Origin of the sequence: Mucilaginibacter sp. (assembly GCF_028288225.1) — a bacterium.
Taxonomy (GTDB): Bacteria; Bacteroidota; Bacteroidia; order Sphingobacteriales; family Sphingobacteriaceae; genus Mucilaginibacter.
In genome coordinates, this window is the sequence record NZ_JAQBOC010000027.1 from 14044 (window position 1) to 33760 (window position 19717).

Genomic DNA, 19717 nt, shown 5'->3' on the forward strand with positions numbered 1-19717 from the left:
TTCGTAGTAAATGTCAAAAATTACCGGGGACCTTAATAAATTGCGGAATCAAATAGCGGCTTTAAAAACAAAATTTGAGCATCCCAAAAACAAGTATCAAAAACAGTCCTATTCGCAATCGGGCGAAGATTTGATTATTGATTTTATTTTTACGCAAATAGGCCTAGCAAAACCATCCTATTTGGACATAGGTGCTCATCATCCGTTTTATTTAAGCAATACGGCTTTATTGTACCAAAAGGGATACAGGGGCATAAATATTGAACCCGATAAAGAACTATTTAAGCATTTTCTTATATACCGGAAAGGCGACATAAACCTTAATTGCGGCATTGGCAGTCAGGCTGGCGAAATGATTTTGCATGTAATGAATTCGCCTGCACTAAATACATTTTCGGCCAGTGAAGCTGACCGTTTGGTTAAGGAGCATAATTTCAGCATCGTAAATAAAATAACAACCCCTGTTAAAACAGTTGGCTTCATTATTCAACAATATAACAATGGGGTTTACCCTGATTTATTGAGTATTGATGTGGAGGGACTTGATGAGGCTATAATAAAGTCGATTGATTTTAGCCAATCGCGACCTACTGTTATTTGTCTCGAGACCATATCTTATTCAGGTAACGGAAACGGCATAAAAGACGACACTTTAATTAGCTATTTAACAGGTAAAGGTTATATGGTATACGCCGATACTAATATTAACACCATTTTTATTTTAAAGGATAAATGGCAAAATCGGTAAAACTTTTAAATGCTTGTTATTAAACTACAGGGAGGCCTGGGCAATCAAATGTTTCAATATGCTTTTGGTTTATCCCTATCAAAAAAAATGAAGGCGCCGCTGTATTTCGACTTATCATTTTATAAGCAGGATACAGGCCTTACGCCGAGGCGATATGAGCTGGGGGTTTTTACCCCATCGGCAAACATTGCGGGCCACGGGTTGGTGAAAAGCTTTTTAAAGCCAAACCTCGCTCAATTTTTTTTTAATAAAAACACCGTTTACAGAGAAAGTACCTTAAGGTTTACCGGGGATGTGTTTAATGTAAAGCCATCAGTTTATTTTGAAGGATTTTGGCAAAGTGAACAATACTTTATCGGCATTGAAAATGAGGTGAGAAATGCGTTCACATTTAAAGTTAAGTTAAACGTGCAATCGCAAAAGATTGCGGATGAGCTGGCGCAACATCCAAATGCAGTAAGTATTCATGTGCGTCGGGCAGATTATGTAAGTTCAAAAGCAACCAATGAATTGCACGGGCTGTGTTCAGTCAAATATTATCGTGACGCAATAACAATGATTAAAGATGAAACACTTGATCCGTATTTTTATTTTTTTTCGGATGATCCGGATTGGGTTAGGGAAAATCTGTTACCAGGCGTTGAAAGTGCTGCTTTAATTCAACATAACACCGGTTTAGATAGCTGGCAGGATATGGTCCTGATGAGTAAATGCAAACATCACATCATAGCAAACAGCAGTTTTAGCTGGTGGGGCGCATGGCTAAACCCGTATAAAGAAAAAATGGTTATTACTCCAAAACATTGGTTCAACGGCAAAATGGATTATTTTAACGATCAGGACATCGTTCCAAAAGATTGGATCCGCTTACCAAATGAATAGTCCCTTTATTTCTGTTATTATGCCTGCTTTTAATGCAGAAAAATATATTGAGGAATCTATAAACTCTGTTATCTGTCAAACATATATTAATTGGGAATTAATTATTATAAATGACGGTTCAACAGACAGAACAGCCAACATTGCGGGTAAATATGGTGCTGCTGATGCAAGGATAAAATTGATTAACCAGGAAAATAAAAGACTTGGCGCAGCAAGGAACGCAGGAATAATAACTGCTAAAGGAAACTGGATAGCATTTTTAGATGCCGATGATTTATGGATGCCGTATAAATTAGAAAAGCAAATACAGGCGGCGGAAACAGAACCCGCAGCCGGCGTTATTTTTAGCAGTGGGTATACTTTTTATGATAACTCGCTGAATACTGCATTACCATATGGTACGGTTGCCGGTTTTTTTACACATACAGAAATTTATAAGCTGGAATATAAGGGTAATTATATCCCGGTGCTATCAGCGTTGGTAAAAAAATCACACATTGATAAAATAGGGTTGCAGGATGAAAACCCATATGTCTATGGGTGCGAAGACTGGGATTATTGGCTAAGGCTGGCGCTAAACGGAGTTTCGTTTTTCGGGATGAATGAACGGCTTTTTTATTATAGAAGGCACATTTCAAATATGTCGAACGATAATAACTTGATGACTTTGGCTAAGGCGACTGTATTTATCAAAAATTTAAAAAAGGAACTCTTAACAAAAGAAGAGTTTGGCAGAATAAATGGTTTTATAAACCTGACTATTTGTAGCTTTACAAAACTTGGAAAAATTAAAGAGGCTTTGTTTTTAAATAATTTCATGTATAATGTTTCAAAGAGATGGTTAAGGAAATTTGGTTCCTTTATTATAGATAACCACGGCAAAAGGGCGTACTATTTATTACGGCTGGGTTTTAAAATTGATACGATGCTAAATTCCGATTGATGAAGCGGGCCCTGAAAAACATAGCCGGTAAAATGGTTGCAAAGTTTAAGCTTATTTACGAAGGGTATAAGCTTAAGGTAATATACAATAACCCGAACATCAGTATCCAGGGCAATCTTACCATTGAGGAGTATTTTTCGGCATCGCTGCCTGCCGGTAATTTCTCCATAAAATTTGGCGCAGGGGTTTATTTTAAAAAGTATTGTGCTATTTTACTGGTACCGAACGCTGGGCTGATTATCAATTCAAACGTATTTTTTAACAATTACTGCTCCATCAACTGCCTGGATAAAATAAGCATTGGCGAAAATACCCAGTTTGGCGAAGGCGTAAAATTGTACGACCATAACCATACGTTTGGTTACGAAAACGGTGCCCTCACCGTGGCCAGGGATAAGTTTACAACTGCCCCCATTACCATTGGTAAAAACTGCTGGATAGGCAGCAATGTAACCATACTTAAAGGCGTAATCATTGGCGACAATGCTATTATTGGCGCCAATAATTTGATTTATAAATCTGTACCGGCCAATAGCGTCTTAAAATTCAAGGCGGATCATATTATCGAAAACCATCCTTTATAACTTGACTAAATCACCGTTAAATAAAGTTTTGTTCATAAGCCATGAGGCTTCACGCAGTGGTGCACCAATCGTTTTATTGCATTTGATTAAATGGATTAAAATAAACACATCCTTGCAATTTGAAATACTGCTGTTAGCCGATGGGCCGTTAAAACCCGATTTTGAACGGTTGGGCGAAACTTTTGTTTTAAGCAAACTTATCAGGCAGCACACCTATGGTGCCCGTATCAAAAAAAAATTACTGAAAATAACGCTAAACGATGAATATAAAAAAGCCGCCGCCTGGCTTTCTAAACGAAAATATAAACTGGTGTATGGCAATACGATAGTGAGCCTGCCTTGGTTAACAATATTTAAAGAAAATCATGCAGTAAAAACACTTTGTTGCATACATGAGCTTTCCTATGCGCTGAATTATTTCTTTACCGATGCGTATATTGAAGAAAACCTAAGGCTTACCGACAGCATTATCGCGGTTTCGGGGGCAGTTAAGGAGCATTTGGTAGATCTTTTGCACCTACAGGCTGAGAAAATTAAACTTCATTACGAATTTATCGATACTGATTTAGTCCCTGCCGCTATGGATGAGCATTTAGCCGGGTTTGGCGTAAAACCAGGCGAATTCGTAATTGGAGGCGGTGGTACTCCGTCATGGCGAAAGGGCACCGATTTGCTTATTCCGCTTACTTTAAAACTTATCAAATTATACCCGGATTTTAAATTTAAAGTGGTTTGGTTAGGTGCTGATGCCGGGAACGAATTTGTAAAACAACTGGTCTATGATGCAAATAAATGCAATATTGGAGATAAGATATTGTTTATACCCGCTAAGTCAGACCCTGTCAATTATTTAAATCTGTTTGATATTTTCGTGCTTTTGTCGCGGGAAGACCCGTTTCCTTTAATAGCATTGGAGGCGGCTTTTTTGAAAAAGCCGCTGATAGCTTTTGAAAACAGCGGCGGCATACCCGAATTTGTAATACAAGGTGCGGGTTTGCTGGCCCCATATTTAAACACAACAAAAGTTGCAAAGCTGGTATATCAGCTTAGCCTGGACAATGATTTGGCGAAAAAAATGGGGCTTAAAGGTAATGAGCTGGTAGTTACCCAACATAATACTGAAACAGCAGCACCGGGCATTTATAACCAAATAAGTAATTTGATTAACCCGGCTTTAGCAAACAATTAATGCTTTCCCTAATTATTTGCGCCAGGGCCAGCGATGTCTCCTTATCCCTGAAAGAAAACATAGCAAATACCATTGGCGCTGCGTATGAAATTATAGTGATTGATAACTCCGATAATAAATATAACATTTTTGAAGCTTACAACCTAGGGGTGCAACGCAGCAGGTACCCCGTCTTATGCTTCATGCATGATGATATACAGTACTTCACAAAAGATTGGGGTAATTTGGCTTTAAATCACTTTGATGACGAAAAGACGGGTGCAATTGGAATAGCAGGCACCCCTTACATGCCATACTTACCAGGCTCGTGGTGGGGAGGGAATTTGATTAGCATTAATATGCTATCAGACAGAGAAGGTGCCGAGCACCATAGCTTTCAGGCATACTTGCCTGCGGCAGGCAATAGAAGCAAAGTAGTTGTGCTTGACGGTGTTTGGTTTTGCATCCGCAAAAACCTTTTTGATTCAATACGATTTGATGACGATATTTACCGCGGCTTTCATTTTTATGATGTCGATACCACTATGCAGGTGAGCCAGGCCGGCTATAATGTTTATTGCGTTTTTGATATTGTGATCAAGCATTTTTCAAAAGGCGACATTAATGAAACCTGGACGCAAAATGCTTTGGCTTTTAATAAAAAGTGGGAACCGTTATTACCTGCAACCTGTACCCAATTAAAGTATAGCACGCGTTGCGAAGCGGAACTAAAAACACTTAATGAGTTTGCAATGCTACTTATAGCTAATGGCCAGCCGCAAAAAAAGGTTTACCAGGCTGCCTTTTTTAAGCTTTTAAAATATGCTAAAATTCATTTTTATCCCAAAACGCTGCTGCATTTAACCCGGTACCTATCTAAAAGTTTAGAACCGGGCACTCATACCAATTAGCAACAACAGTTAAATTTATGTACACTAGTTTATACCAGGATAAAAATAGCGCCTATTTTAATCATTCAAGGCCTGAGATGCTTGAATTTATTCCAGCCGGTATTAAAAACGCGCTCGACGTGGGTTGCGGCACGGGCAATTTTGGAATGCTGGTAAAATCGGCCTTTAACTGCTCGGTGTGGGGAATAGAGCCCGACCCCGCATCAGCAAAGGAAGCAGGCACCAGGCTTGACCATGTCATAAACGATACCTTCAACCGATCGATGAAAGAAATGCAGTTGCCAAAGTTCGACTGTGTATTTTTCAACGACGTACTTGAACACTTAGCCGAGCCGGAAAACGCGCTTTTGCTTGCAAAAGATTTGCTAAATGAGGGTGGATACATAGTAGCTTCAATCCCAAACATGCGCTGGTACCCGGTAATATTGCAATTGCTGCGCTATAAAGATTTTGAGTACCAAAATTCGGGTGTGATGGATAAAACGCACCTTAGGTTTTTTACCGAAAAAAGCATGGCGCGTATGTTTAAAGATGCAGGCTTTACCATAAAAACTATAAAAGGCATCAATAAAAGTAATTTCAGGTTCCTCAATATTTTGAACGTACTGCTATTTAATAAACTGGCAGATATGAAATATCTACAGTTCGGGATGGCGGCATTTATCAGTAATAAATGAACGTATTTTAATTATCATTCACGGCGGCAATCAAACCAATAGCATGGAATTAAAAATTATTTATACGGAGCGTTATTTTAACAATTGGCCTACCTGGCCTTTAATTTATGAATGGGAAGATGTAATTGCAGCGTCGCTAAACCTGGAACTATCTGATGTAATCAAAGGTTCAGTAACTACATATTATTTGGATAAAGTTTTAAGATTTGCATCACGGAATATTTTCGGTGATAACAGATTAATAATTTTTGCCGATAAATTTATTAATAAACCGCTGGCTGTTTACTTTGAGTTGCTGCCGAGAAGCTCATTTTACTTTACAGGAAGTAAAAACACAATCCCTGTTATTATTGATTTTCCGAAAACTTTCAATTTGAATTTATTTTACAATGCCTATAAAAACTGTAAGGTGGTATTGATTTCAAACCTTCAGGCTTATAATTATCTAAAACAATATAAATGCCCGTTAAATATTTACCATTTCCCGCAAAGTATTGCCGATAAATACAAAATTCGGCCCGACGCGAACTTTAAAAAGTTATATGACGTAATTATACCCGGAAGGGTTGATTCAATCCTTTTAGGGTTTTTGAAGGCGTATGAAAAGAAATTTCCGGATATAGAGTATTTATACCGGGAATATATAAATGGAGAATTTGTTTATATTTCAAATAAAACAGGAATTGGCCATAAGGGACAGGAAAGAGAAGCATACATGAATTTGCTAAAGGCCTCAAGGGTTACGCTTTACTCCACCGTTGGAATTGACGAGGATGAGATAAGAACTGGAGGATTTAGCCCGGTAACGCCAAGGTTTCTGGAAATGGTTAGTGCGGGATGCCATATAATAGCCAGGTATCCTATAAATGAAGAAACGCAATATTTTGAATTGGATAAAATTTGCATCTCGTGCGTGAATTATTCATTATTTGAAAAGGAACTATCAAAAGCTTTAAACGAAGACGGGCCTGATTTGAAATTATATGAAAACTATTTGGCTAAACACTACACCTCTGAAAGAGTTAAACAGCTGAAGAATATTTTAAATGAATTAACTAAGTGAGATTGGAACCAATTAACCTGACTTACAGGTTAGGTATACAAACAGGCATGTGAGGCCTGAAAAACACGCGTGAAAAATAATATAGACATCATTATACTAAGCTATGCTAAAGACGAATATCTTAAAGGCTTAACAATCCAAACTATCAACACGTTACTGGAGTCGGAAGACCCGGAAAAAATTCGTTTTAATGTAGTGGTTGTTGAATCAAATAAAGCGCTGCAACCCTTTCAATTTGAAAACTCAACTACAATTTATCCCAGGGAAGGATTCGGCTTTCATAAATATTTAAATATCGGCATTACATTAACCAGCAGCCCTTATGTGTGCCTTTGTAATAATGATTTGATATTTCATAGAGGCTGGGCAACTGAATTATTGAAGGCAATGGGTAATGACCCCGAACTATTAAGTGTTCATCCGTGTATTCCGACGTTTCAAAAAAAAGAGGAATTTACTGGTCATGACTCTGAAATGGAAAATTATTTTGGCGTTTTATTTGGCTGGTGCATATTTGTTAAAAGAGAGATTTTTAATATTATAGGGCCGCTTGATGAAAAGCTTACGTTTTGGTATGCCGATCGTGATTATTCCAACACTTTAAAAAAGTACGGTATTAAAAACTGTTTAATTGAAAAATCAATTGTAACGCATTTGGGAAGTGGGTCCTGGAATAGCTTGAGAGATAAAGAACATCGAAAACTTACACAGGCGCCCAGGATATACTTCAGTTACAAATGGCACCATGGCTCTTATTTGAGGTATAAGGTGCAAACACTTATCTACAGATTAACTAAAAAATGGTAGGGCTGGATCTTAAAACTCAAGAAGCGTTTCCAATACAATGGTTTAAAAGTGCAGGCATCTCCTATTCATTGACTAAAACGGCATGGTTGCAATAAGGCTGCAGGGGCGTTTGGGTAACCAGCTTTTTCAATATGCTTTTATACTTGCTGCTAAAAAAAATTTGAATACCGGTTTTTATATCGATCAGTGCATTGAACATGATATCGTTGACAATTATTTTAACATTGTTGCCGGCAGTTCGCGCGGCATTATTCCGCAGCTATTTAAAATTAATGGCTTTAAAAACATCTTTAGTTTTCATTTGCGCAGGCTATACTACAAATATTTGGCGCAAATAAACAAGCTATCCGTAAAAGCATATGGTTTTAACGATGCCGTAGCCGCAACAATATTAACAAACCAAACATTGTACGTGGGATTTTTCCAGTCCGAACTATTTTTTAAGGGCGCGGAAGATCTGGTCAAGGAGAGGTTCCGTCTGAAAAAGGCGTTTATTGTTGCATTTAAAAACAAATACAGCAAACTATACCAGGATAACTATATAGTAGCTGTCCATATCCGACGGACTGATTATCAAAATCAATCACACTTAAACTTAGGCGGTAAAGACCTGTCTCTACCGTTGGCTTATTATAATAAAGCACTAAGCAAATACAATGGTCAAAATGTACATTTCGTTTTTGTAAGCGATGAACCTGATTTTGTTAATCAGAATTTTAGCACGATTACCAATAAAACCATATCAACTGATACTACAATATTTGATTTTCAGCATTTGTTAAATGCCGATGCCTGTATTATATCAAACAGTACTTTTAGCTGGTGGGGTGCATGGCTTAATAATAAACCCGCGAAAGTTATTTATGCCCCCAAATATTTTTTAGGCTGGCAAATTAAAAAACAAACCCCGGCAGAAATATATCCAGATAGTTGGACCTTAATTGATTTTTAATGATTACTGAAGGAATATCCGTTATAATATGCTGCTATAACAGCGCTTTACGAATTGAGAAAGCGCTGGAGTACCTTGCTGCACAAATGGTAAATGATATAAAATGGGAAATAATTTTGGTTGATAATGCCTCGGCTGACAATACAGCAGAAATTGCAGGCTCATTTTGGTCAATAATTCATTCGGACAAAATTAACCTTAACATAGTTTCGGAGCCGATGCCTGGCTTATCGTTTGCCCGTTTAAGAGGTGTCTCAGCATCCGCTTATGAATATCTTATTCTCTGCGATGATGATAACTGGCTTGACGAAAACTATCTTCAAAATGTTTATGAATTATTCCAAGCAAATAAGGATATTGGTGTCATAGGCGGATTTGGAATCGCAAGGTTTGAAGATCCTTTGTTAAAACCTTTTTGGTTTGATAACTTTTATCACGGATATGCGGTTTCATTAAACGCCGGGGAGGTGGAAAACCGCGACACGGTTTACGGCGCGGGGATGGCTATCCGTAAATCTGTCTTAAACATGGTTACCCGGAAATATCCCATGTTCCTGGAGGATCGAAAAAAAAACCAGCTTTTATCAGGGGGCGATTCGGAGATTTGCATGAGGGTGCGGCTTGCCGGGTTTAGGGTGTTGTATTCACCAAAATTAACATTTATTCATTTTTTGTCAACCAACCGCCTTACGTGGGACCATTTAAAAAAGCTGCATACCGGGTTTGCTAAAAGCAATGTAATACTGAGTTTATATAATAAAGCATTAAATACCCAAAGTTTAAAATTGCCGCCTTTTTATTGGTTAAGGAAGGCTCTTTATTATTGTGGAATTTATGTGAAGTATTGGCCAAAGCATTATTTGGCTTACAGCACAGGTACAGGGACAACCGATGAAATACACCATATTACCTGGAAAAATATAGCGCTTAATTATTTTGAATATAACTTTAAAACAATGAGTATTTATAGAAAGATTTGCACTTTCAAAAATAACGGGCAGGCAGGATGAGTTCCACTGCTTTTTCGTTTCCCTTATACTTATTACTGAATAAGAAAAATAGTCGGCCTAATGAACTTATTTAATCTGTCGTACATTATTGCTACCCGTAACCGTTTAGCTTTTTTAAAAATCACGTTAGAAAAATTAATAATCGCATTACAACCGGGCGAGGAAATTGTAGTTGTAGATGGTAACAGCACAGATGGCGCAAAAGAATACTTGCTGCAGCTTTTTGAACAGGGAAAAATACACCAGTTTATTTCAGAGCCCGACCATAACCAGGCCCATGGCTGGAATAAGGCGTTGTTAATGGCAAGAGGCACCATCATCAAAAAAGTAATTGATGACGACGTCCCTTCATTTACAGCGATAAGGAAATGCAGGGAGTTTATGTTAAATAATCCAGGAGTTGATATTTGCATATCAAATGGCTTAACTGCCGACCTACTAGCTCCGCAAAACATCCATACTAACGGCAGGTTAAAATATTATGAGGTATGGAAAGCCGGGAAAACCGCTTGTTTTACCTTTAGCGATGTTTATATGCTGATCAGAAAAAGCGCTTTAAGTTACCTGGGATTATTTGATACACAGTTTGCCATGATGGATTGGGAATATTCCCTGCGATGCTCGTACCTAAAAGCAAGCATTGCTTATTATACCGGCTACAATTCATTAGCTGTAAATACACCCGAAAATGTCACTTCATCAACCAATGCCGCCAGGTTAAAAAAAGAAGGATTAATAGGTGAGGAAAAATATGGATATGAAGGCGACCGGTCTGACATTTCTTTTTATTCCGAAATAAAAATAGCTATAGGGAAGGCAATTAATTATAAAACGGAAAATAGCGGTACAAATAACGGCACTTCGCAAATGCCCGCATTTGATGAAATGGTTTCTGTTTATAACAGGTTTTACGAAGTTATTGAAGCGTACAACCAGGCTGATGATTTTGTATTCATTTCATAAATGAAGAAACAAATAAAAATTAAATTCCAAAACGGGATACTTTATCATACCGGCATTAATGATATTCTGAATGTAGTGTTGGATAAATTTGATTTTATTGAAAGCGACAAGCCGGATTATATTTTTTTTGGACCGTATGGGAATAATGTTCCGCCCCCTGGTGAATATAGCAGGATAGGATATTTTTGTGAAAATATCATCCCTGATCTTGAAGCATGTGAGTGGGCATTCGGCATTCCTTTGGAGACTCAAGTCAATAATCCCAGATATAAACGGATTCAGTGGCACAATTTAAACCCGGACGATCTGATAAAAAAAAATTGGGAGCCGGAAGCGATCCTTTCATCAAAAACCAAATTTTGCAATTTCTTATATTCACATCCGGTTCATTACAGGGAAGAGTTTTTCAGGCAATTATCCAGGTATAAAAAGGTGGATGCCCCGGGAAAAAGCATGAACAATATGCTGTCTGTTGATAGTATTTATAAAGGGGATAAATGGACAGTTAAACACCAGTTTTTATCGCAATATAAATTCACTATTGCCTTTGAAAATTATGTTTATCCGGGGTATCAAACCGAAAAGCTGTATGATGCAATGCTTTGCCAAAGCTTGCCGGTTTATTGCGGCGATCCTAATATTAGTGAAATATTTAACACGCAGAGTTTCTTGTTCGCTAATGATTTCATTAAGCCCAATAACTCGGGGTTAGTAAGGCTTTTGGAAAAAAGATCTCAATTAAATTTTATCGACACGAGGCCGCTTTATTATAAATCACCTAAAGACAGGATCCAGCGTAAATTAAAATCAATCGGGAAGGATCTTAAAATGAAATTGCAGTTTAATAAACTGGATTTTAGTAGCCTGATCGATCAAATAATTATGTTAGATAAAGATCCTGATAAATATACGGCTTATCTTAAACAGCCATGGTTTCATGATAATATCCCCCCTGCTGATTTTTCATTAAGAGAAAGATGGATAGAGATTTTTTCGGGTAAATGATAAATCAACCATTAGTATCTATAATAATCCCATTATATAATGCCGAAAAATTCATTTCGGAAACCATACAGTCCGCCTTAAACCAAACCTGGCCAAACAAAGAGATCATTATAGTTGATGATAGTTCTACTGATAATTCATTAGCCATAGCAATGCAATTTATAAGCGACAATGTATGGGTATTAACCCAGGTTAATAGTGGTGCAAGCACGGCAAGAAATTATGCGTTAAAAGAGGCAAAAGGTGAATATATACAATTTTTGGATGCAGACGATTTATTGAGCCCTGATAAAATTGAAGGCCAGATGGATCGCTTAAACAGATCAGAAACGCATTTGGCTTTATGTCGGGTTGTGCATTTTAACGATGGAGAAGCTTACAAAGAAAAGGCTTTAAAAGATGATGACTGGTTTTGTGCAGACAATAATGATCCGGTTGATTTTTTATTAAAGCTGAACGCCGGTGATGAGGTAATGCCTGGGTATGGAAGTATGATACAGCCAAACGCGTGGTTGACACCTGTAGGTTTGATTGAAAAAGCGGGACTATGGAACGAGGAACTGAATCTTGATGACGATGGTGAATTTTTTTGCCGTGTAATTTTAGCTTCCGAAGGCATAAAATATAGCGCTGCCGGTACAAATTATTACAGAAAACATACAACAAACAATTCTTTATCAGCTCAAAAAAGTCTGAATGCATACGAAAGCATGCTTTTATCCGTGAATTTAAAATATAGTTACTTAAAAGAAAGAAGCAGCAATCCCATACTTGAACCAATATTTGCAAGACATTATTGGGAAATTGGAGTCGCAGCTTATCCTCAATATAAGGAACTTTCAAAAAATGCTTTAGACAAAGCTGTTGCCTATGACTATAGAGGGGAAAAGTATAAAGCCGGTCCTGTTAGCACATTTTTGAGTAAAATTATAGGCTGGAGACTGGTAAGAATATTAACGTATTTACGATACCGGAATATTATTAAATAAAGATAAATAGCTAATGAGCGACTTAAACTGGACGGGTGAAAGGCTTGTAACCCAAATTAGAGACAAACCAGGAACTGTAGAGCACCTGCACCGTTATGCATTAGCTATGCAAATAGTAAAAGATAAAGTTGTGTTGGATATTGCCTCTGGTGAGGGATATGGTTCAAACTTGTTAAGCTATAATGCAAAAAAAGTATATGGAGCAGATATTTCTACCGAAGCAGTTAAACACGCAAATATTAAATATGGAAAACCCAACCTGGATTTTGTTACCGGCTCCACTAGTAAAATACCCTTAGCGGATGCATGTGTTGATGTTGTAATTTCATTTGAAACTATTGAACATCATGACGAGCATCAACTAATGATGAATGAAATTAAAAGGGTGCTGAAATCCAATGGAGTACTCCTGATCTCATCGCCCGAAAAAAATAATTATAAATTTCGCGAGAGTAATAATCCATATCATGTTAAAGAGTTAACACTTGAAGAATTTGAAAATCTGTTAAAAAAAAATTTTAAATACTATAAAATTTTCAACCAACGGTTTGTTTACGGTTCGATAGTTAATAGAATAACAGACTCAAATAATGCAAGCGGTTTTAGCTTTTTTGATGGCGGATATTTAAATATCACAAACAATATTAGTGATGTTGACGAACTTCATTGTGACAATATCCACAACAAGCCATATTTTAACTTAGCGTTAGCAAGCGAAGCCGATATCGACATTATTCCTTTAGCCGATACATCTTTTTTTAACGCTATCGAGGTTTTCTACAAACAAATAGAAGCTATCAGAAACTCTCATTCTTTTCGGATAGGGAATTTGATTTTAAAACCGTTTTCATTTATAAAATCTTTAACAACTAAATTAAAAGGATGATAACATTTACGATATGCTCAAATAATTATTTAGCTGAGGCGATCACTTTAGGAAATTCCCTGGAAAAAAATGGTTTTGATCCAACTAAGTATTTTATTTTTTTGGTTGATGAGCTAAGCTCTGATATTGATTACAATGCAGGAAATTATGACATAATTAAAATAATTGATGAAATTGTACCGGGTTTTATAATGTTAACTCAAAAATATAATATTATTGAATTAAGCACCTCGGTTAAACCTTCTGTATTCAAATACCTTATATCACTTTATAGTAATGAATCCTTGTTCGTTTATTTTGATCCTGACTTGTATTTCTTCCAGGACGCATACAGTTTTATCGCATCTGAGATTGAAAACCATTCAATATTGTTAACTCCACATGTAACCCGGCCAGTACCTTTAAATATTCAGCCATTTGAAAACACATTCCTTAACTATGGTATTTACAATTTAGGTTTTATTGCTATAAAAGCCGATGACAATTCGTTTAAAATGCTAAACTGGTGGGAAGAAAGAACATTAGATTTAGGAATTGCCGATGTTAAAAATGGCTATTTTGTTGATCAGCTATGGATGAATCTGGTTCCGGGATTTTTTGATGGGGTAAAAATTACAAATCATTTAGGCTTTAATACGGCTTATTGGAATTTGAATGAGAGAACAGTTCAAAAAATGAATGATTTATATTATGTGAATAAAAACGTTCCCCTTGTTTTTTTTCATTTTAGTTCATTTGACTTTTCATTATTACACTTATCAAAAAGAAAACACACAAGCCCGGCAGTTAACAACGATGTTTTAATGGAATTGATGATTGTTTATAAGGATAAGCTAATTGAAAATAACTATCCATATTACAAAAAATACAAACCAGCATATAAATTAAGTTATGGGAATTATATTGAAAGAGAAATGCCGGGTACCGCAAACACCAAAAAGGTTTTGGTAATTAAAAAATTAAAAAAGTTTGTACCCAAAAAGCTTTTAAGAAGGTTGGCTAACTTAAATCATATAGTTGAAACACTTGACAAATATAATAATGTGTAAAGTAATTTTAATATGATAAAAGAATTGCTTTGGCCTTGGACAAACGCTGTCGATAATGCCGCGTATGATAGCAATATAAGTTGGCCCAAAATATCAATTATTACACCCAGCTTTAACCAGGGTAACTTTATTGAAGAAACAATTTTGTCTGTTTTAAATCAAAATTACCCTAATATTGAATATATAATAATTGATGGCGGGAGTGATGATAGCACGGTGGATATAATACGAAAGTATGAACAAAAAATTTCATACTGGGTTAGCGAACCGGATAGGGGGCAAACACATGCGATCAACAAGGGATTTATTAAAGCCACCGGTGCAATTTTTGCCTATTTAAACAGTGATGATTGTTACTATCCCAACACATTAAAATTAGTTGCCGAAAGTTTTAGGGATCAAAAGGATAACTCAAAATTATTAATACATGGCTATTGTAAAAATGGATTAGATTTTGAAAACTTATTGCATGCAAATACAGGTGTTGCATCAGCCGAATTTACAGCTAGACATTTGACTATGGGTTACGGCGTGGTTCCTCAGCCCTCAGTGTTTTGGTCTGCAAATAATTTAAAATTTAATGAAGAGCTTGAATTTTCCATGGATCATGATTATTGGTATAAACTGCTGAATAGTGACTATAAACCTATTCAGTTGCCCGAAACCTTATCATTTTACCGGGAGCATAATGCAGCCAAAGGATCAAAATTAAAAGAGAGGATGTGGGAGGAAGTTATCCGGCTAACCATGACTTATATTTCTGACTTTCCGGATTTAAAAGATAAAGTTGAAATTTTAGGTGCGGTAAATTTAAAACTACTTAATTATGATATTCAATTGCTTAACAGGGCGTCAGAGAGTGGATACAAACAGCTGACAATTGTATATCTAAAGCTATTTAAATTGAATCCCATTTTAGGCATAAAGTTATTGCGCTATACCATTGGTTTATATAAGTCAGGGATCGTAAAAAAATGAGCGACCAGAGATCTGTCTTAACAATAGCAACGGGAAAACCCCTGTATATAAATTTTGCAGTTAATTTGGCAAGGTCTTTTTACTTATGGCATACAGACGGAGCTATGACGTTTAATATTGTAACAGATCATCCTGAATTATTGCCGGCAGATATTACATCCAAAGCAAAAATTTTAGCAATTAAACCTGGTGAGCTAGGCAAAGGTTTTTCAAGTAAGTTATTTTTAGATAAAGTTGCTCCCGAAGGCCAAACACTTTTCATTGACAGTGACTGTCTTATTTTCGGTGATCTATCAGTGGTATTTGACAGATTAAAAGGCATGCCGGTAGCAGTAGTTGGCAATTATATTTCATCAGGGGAGTGGTTCGGGGATATCAAAACTATCTGCAGAAATTTCAATGTACCCCATCTTCCCAAATTTAATGGGGGACTTTATTACCTGGAAAATGGCGATGCTGCAACCAGGGTTTATGAAAGGGCGCGGAACATCGAAAAACAATATGACCAGATCGGTTTTGTCCGTTTGCGGAACCGGCCAAATGATGAAGTAATAATGGCGCTCGCGATGCAGCTTGAAAATATGAAGCCTTTAATTGATGATGGAAGTATTATGAGCGATCCGCAGGCTTGTCCGGGCAAGTACAAATTGGATGTTATAAATGGCCGCACACTTTTGGTTAACCCACCATTACCACATCCATTGCATCAAAGCTGGTATCCGTTTGAAAGGGTTACCCCTTTGATAGTGCATTTTTTAGGGCAATATACATTGCACTATCCCTATCGCCGTGAAGCTTATCTTCTTAACCATAACCTTACCAGGTTTAGTAATTTTAAAAGTAAAGTAACAATAGAATATCCTGAGCGGTTTAAATTGTTTTTAAAAAACACATTCAGAGCCACCTATCATAAATTCTTTGGGATAAGGAAGATTAAAAACTCTGAAAGAATAGTAAATTAATGAACGATATAGATCTTTCAATTATAATTCCAACATATAACCGCTTATGGAGTTTACCACAAACGATTGAAAGCTGCAGGAATACAAGCTGCCGCGCGGAAATAATTGTAATCGATGACGGAAGTACTGACGGCACGTTAGCATGGTTGGGGCAGCAAAATGACTTAGTTGTTTTACACCAGCCAAATTTAGGCAAATGCTGGGCGGTAAATAAGGCATTTAAAATGGCCAAAGGTAAATACATCCGTTTTTTAGATTCTGATGATTTAATTGAGCGCCTGGCGAATGATGAGCAATTCGAATTAGCTCTTCAAAACGGGGCTGATGTAGTAGTAAGTGGTTGTACGGATTTTACTAACAAAGAGCAAACACAAAAAGCACAAAGTTGGGTTGAAACAGACGATTTTATAGCCCAGCAATTAGGGGAAGGCTTCGGCTCGCATTATTCAGCATTTTTGTTCAGGAAAAAATTTATTGAGGAAATACCGCACCGGCCTGATTTCGCATTTAGAGATGACCGGATTTTTATATTGGAGGTGGCTTTAAAAAACCCAAAAATTGTTGTTCACCAGGGTGCTGCACTTTTACACCGTATTGCCCATCATGACCGTTTGCAGGTAAGCAGCGGTTTAAAGCAGCAGGTACAAAATTATCAGCATTTAAATCTTTATAAGTATATTTTAGGACAATTAAGTAAGGAAGGCAAGCTTACCACAAGGCGCATAAAAGCTTCGATAAATGTATTGTGGCCGTTGTGCCATTGGATAGCTAAAGACAATATCAATGAAGCTGCTGTTTTGTTAAAATGGATCGTTGAATTAAACCCTGATTTTACGCCCCCTAATAAGGGCGGTATCGGTTTTATGTTTCGAATCGTTGGATTTAAAACGACAGAACGGATCTTAAGCATACGTAGGCTGTTTAAATACGGATGGAACTGATTAGGCCTTTAAATATATTTTATAGCGAACCTGATCCCGACAGGTGGTTTAAATTCGATCGCTATCCCCGCCGTGTTATCCGCAGGCTTGTAAGGGGTAAACAAAAACCGGGTGGTGTAATGATGGTGGCCATGAATTTGATGCGGGGCCTCGAAAAAATGGGGGTTCCTTACCGCTTTAACGATTATGGATATATCAACAAAAACCCAGACGATATTGCCTGCCTAATAGGCAAACCGCAGTTATTGTTTGATAGAAGATGGGAAAACCCAGTCATTTTTGGTTCAGGAATTTATTCGCATCCTATTGAATGCCCTGATCTGTTTGAAAAATACCCTAATGTAAAGCGTTTTTTGGTACCTGGTAACTGGATGCAGCAAATGTGCCGCCCTTATTATGGCGACAAAGCGGTAACCTGGCCGGTTGGTATTGATACGGAAAAATGGAAGCCATCAGGCATTGAAAAGAAAATGGACTTTTTGATATACGACAAGATCCGCTGGGAGCACGATGAATTTAGTAGATCCCTGATCAAACCCGTATTGAAAGATTTGGATGAAGGCGGGTTTAGCTATCAATTTGTTAGATACGGCAATTATACGCACTGTGAATTGCAGGAAAAAGTAGCTAACAGCAAATCAGTGATCTTTTTATGCGAGCATGAAACGCAGGGATTGGCCTATCAGCAAATACTGGCAACCAATACCCCAATACTGGCCTGGGACAGGGGCGGCTATTGGCAGGATCCGTATTACTACCCCGGCAAAGTAAAATATGAACCGGTAAGCTCGGTGCCTTACTGGAATGATAGTTGCGGTTTTAAGTTTAAGGATGCAATTGAATTTAAAGAAAAGCTTGATTTATTTGTAAGCAAGCAAGCAGAATTTGAACCCCGGAAATTCATTTTAGATAATCTAACACTTGAAATTTCCGCTGAAAAGTATCTGCAGATTTACCTGGAGGTTGAAAAAGAAATAGCTTGAAGATCTTACTGATAATGGATCCGGGAATACCTGTACCACCGCCGCTCTATGGGGGACATGAGCGGCTTGTGCATATGTTTGCCGGGGAGTATCAAAAACAGGGACATGAAGTAAGTTTATTGGCGGGACCTGGTTCTAAGATTAAGGGTAAGTGTTATTCTTTTGGTGTGAATGATTTGGAGCGATCATCCCTTCAGAAAAATAAGGAGCTGATCCAGGCATGGACCTTTATTTATAAACACAGGCACGAGTTTGATTTGATCCACAACTTCGGCAGGTTAATTTACTTACTGCCTGTTTTAAATTATCCGGTAAAAAAAATAATGACCTATGGCAGGCCGGTAAGTACAAAGGGGGTAAAAATTATAAATGCACTGCCAAATCGCAATTTGATATTTACAGCCTGCAGTAATTATTGTGTATCAACAGGTAATGTGGCTGGTACCTGGCAAACGGTATACAATGCCGTTGATTTTTCTAAATATGAACTAAATGAATTGGTAGGTGACAATGCCCCCTTAATGTTTTTAGGCCGTTTGGATAAAGTTAAGGGCGTGCATACGGCTATTAAAATTGCAAAAACAACCTCTAATGTACTATGGATAGCGGGCAATATCCCCCAAACGGCTGATAATTTAACATACTATAAACAGCAAATTGAGCCGCAGATAGATAGTAAGCAAATTATTTACCTGGGTGCTTTAAATGATGCTGAAAAAAATACTTATTTAGGGCAGGCAAAAGCGCTGTTGTTCCCCATTGAATGGGATGAACCCTTCGGTATGGTAATGGTAGAGGCGATGGCTTGCGGTACGCCTGTTATAGCTTTTAACCGGGGTTCGGTGCCCGAAGTTGTATCTGAACAAACAGGCATACAGGTTAATACTTTTGAAGAAATGCAGGCTGCAATTGGATTAATAAATACGATAGGCAGAAAAAACTGTAGAGCGCTTGCTGAAAAAAGATTCAATATTTCTGTTATTTCAACGCAATACCTTTTACTATTCAATTAATATAACTAATGAATATTATTAAGCTAAAACAATTTACTATAACGGGAATACAAATTTCCAGAGAGTCAGGTAATCAATTAAACTTTTTCGCCGGTAATAAATGCTCAAAAATTACCGACAAGGGTTAAACTTTAACACAATATTGTTCAATACCCTTAATTATTAATTTTTCATGATTAAAAAAATCATAAAGAAAATAAAGT

The 19717-nt window shown here is 37.1% G+C and carries 21 protein-coding genes; all 21 read left to right on the forward strand.

The window, feature by feature from the left end; all coding sequences use genetic code 11:
- Positions 1-10 precede the first annotated feature (10 nt).
- The 21 genes from JWQ54_RS07925 (at position 11) to JWQ54_RS08025 (ending at position 19514) form a co-directional block, all read left to right on the forward strand.
- Positions 11-748, forward strand: coding sequence for an FkbM family methyltransferase (locus JWQ54_RS07925; RefSeq protein ID WP_299582714.1), 738 nt, complete (start codon positions 11-13; stop codon positions 746-748).
- A gap of 9 nt (positions 749-757) precedes the next feature.
- Positions 758-1630, forward strand: coding sequence for an alpha-1,2-fucosyltransferase (locus tag JWQ54_RS07930; protein WP_299582717.1), 873 nt, complete (start codon positions 758-760; stop codon positions 1628-1630).
- The gene (locus JWQ54_RS07935; RefSeq protein WP_299582719.1) at positions 1623-2573 is read left to right on the forward strand and encodes a glycosyltransferase family 2 protein; all 951 of its coding nucleotides are present in this window, start codon (positions 1623-1625) and stop codon (positions 2571-2573) included. Before JWQ54_RS07930 ends, JWQ54_RS07935 begins: the two co-directional genes overlap by 8 nt.
- On the forward strand, positions 2573-3157 hold the full coding sequence (locus JWQ54_RS07940; RefSeq protein WP_299582722.1) for an acyltransferase: 585 nt from the start codon (positions 2573-2575) through the stop codon (positions 3155-3157). Before JWQ54_RS07935 ends, JWQ54_RS07940 begins: the two co-directional genes overlap by 1 nt.
- A gap of 112 nt (positions 3158-3269) precedes the next feature.
- Positions 3270-4346, forward strand: a complete 1077-nt coding sequence (locus JWQ54_RS07945) for a glycosyltransferase family 4 protein (RefSeq protein ID WP_299582726.1) — start codon at positions 3270-3272, stop codon at positions 4344-4346.
- Positions 4346-5236 (forward strand): glycosyltransferase, encoded by an 891-nt coding sequence (locus tag JWQ54_RS07950; RefSeq protein WP_299582729.1) that lies wholly within the window; start codon positions 4346-4348, stop codon positions 5234-5236. The genes JWQ54_RS07945 and JWQ54_RS07950 overlap by 1 nt, the downstream gene beginning before the upstream one ends.
- Positions 5237-5253: 17 nt before the next feature.
- On the forward strand, positions 5254-5913 hold the full coding sequence (locus tag JWQ54_RS07955) for a class I SAM-dependent methyltransferase (RefSeq protein ID WP_299582732.1): 660 nt from the start codon (positions 5254-5256) through the stop codon (positions 5911-5913).
- A 43-nt stretch (positions 5914-5956) separates the two neighbouring features.
- On the forward strand, positions 5957-6976 hold the full coding sequence (locus JWQ54_RS07960; protein WP_299582735.1) for a hypothetical protein: 1020 nt from the start codon (positions 5957-5959) through the stop codon (positions 6974-6976).
- Positions 6977-7045: 69 nt separating this feature from the next.
- Entirely contained in the window at positions 7046-7783 is a 738-nt protein-coding gene (locus JWQ54_RS07965) for a glycosyltransferase (RefSeq protein ID WP_299582738.1), read from the forward strand.
- 82 nt (positions 7784-7865) lie between these two features.
- Positions 7866-8735, forward strand: coding sequence for an alpha-1,2-fucosyltransferase (locus JWQ54_RS07970; protein WP_299582741.1), 870 nt, complete (start codon positions 7866-7868; stop codon positions 8733-8735).
- On the forward strand, positions 8735-9745 hold the full coding sequence (locus JWQ54_RS07975) for a glycosyltransferase family A protein (RefSeq protein WP_299582744.1): 1011 nt from the start codon (positions 8735-8737) through the stop codon (positions 9743-9745). Before JWQ54_RS07970 ends, JWQ54_RS07975 begins: the two co-directional genes overlap by 1 nt.
- A gap of 60 nt (positions 9746-9805) precedes the next feature.
- Entirely contained in the window at positions 9806-10708 is a 903-nt protein-coding gene (locus tag JWQ54_RS07980; RefSeq protein ID WP_299582747.1) for a glycosyltransferase, read from the forward strand.
- Positions 10709-11713: a glycosyltransferase family 10 gene (locus JWQ54_RS07985; RefSeq protein WP_299582750.1), complete on the forward strand. Its 1005-nt coding sequence runs from the start codon at positions 10709-10711 to the stop codon at positions 11711-11713. It abuts the gene before it with no gap.
- Positions 11710-12702: a glycosyltransferase gene (locus tag JWQ54_RS07990; RefSeq protein WP_299582753.1), complete on the forward strand. Its 993-nt coding sequence runs from the start codon at positions 11710-11712 to the stop codon at positions 12700-12702. Before JWQ54_RS07985 ends, JWQ54_RS07990 begins: the two co-directional genes overlap by 4 nt.
- Positions 12703-12808: 106 nt before the next feature.
- On the forward strand, positions 12809-13588 hold the full coding sequence (locus JWQ54_RS07995; protein ID WP_299582756.1) for a class I SAM-dependent methyltransferase: 780 nt from the start codon (positions 12809-12811) through the stop codon (positions 13586-13588).
- The gene (locus tag JWQ54_RS08000; RefSeq protein ID WP_299582759.1) at positions 13585-14637 is read left to right on the forward strand and encodes a hypothetical protein; all 1053 of its coding nucleotides are present in this window, start codon (positions 13585-13587) and stop codon (positions 14635-14637) included. The genes JWQ54_RS07995 and JWQ54_RS08000 overlap by 4 nt, the downstream gene beginning before the upstream one ends.
- Positions 14638-14649: 12 nt before the next feature.
- Positions 14650-15615, forward strand: a complete 966-nt coding sequence (locus JWQ54_RS08005) for a glycosyltransferase family 2 protein (RefSeq protein WP_299582761.1) — start codon at positions 14650-14652, stop codon at positions 15613-15615.
- Positions 15612-16577: a hypothetical protein gene (locus tag JWQ54_RS08010; protein ID WP_299582764.1), complete on the forward strand. Its 966-nt coding sequence runs from the start codon at positions 15612-15614 to the stop codon at positions 16575-16577. The genes JWQ54_RS08005 and JWQ54_RS08010 overlap by 4 nt, the downstream gene beginning before the upstream one ends.
- Complete coding sequence (locus tag JWQ54_RS08015) at positions 16577-17518, forward strand: glycosyltransferase family 2 protein (RefSeq protein ID WP_299582767.1); 942 nt, start codon at positions 16577-16579, stop codon at positions 17516-17518. The genes JWQ54_RS08010 and JWQ54_RS08015 overlap by 1 nt, the downstream gene beginning before the upstream one ends.
- The gene (locus JWQ54_RS08020) at positions 17509-18501 is read left to right on the forward strand and encodes a hypothetical protein (protein WP_299582770.1); all 993 of its coding nucleotides are present in this window, start codon (positions 17509-17511) and stop codon (positions 18499-18501) included. Before JWQ54_RS08015 ends, JWQ54_RS08020 begins: the two co-directional genes overlap by 10 nt.
- Positions 18498-19514 (forward strand): glycosyltransferase, encoded by a 1017-nt coding sequence (locus JWQ54_RS08025; protein ID WP_299582773.1) that lies wholly within the window; start codon positions 18498-18500, stop codon positions 19512-19514. Before JWQ54_RS08020 ends, JWQ54_RS08025 begins: the two co-directional genes overlap by 4 nt.
- The last annotated feature ends 203 nt before the right edge of the window (positions 19515-19717 follow it).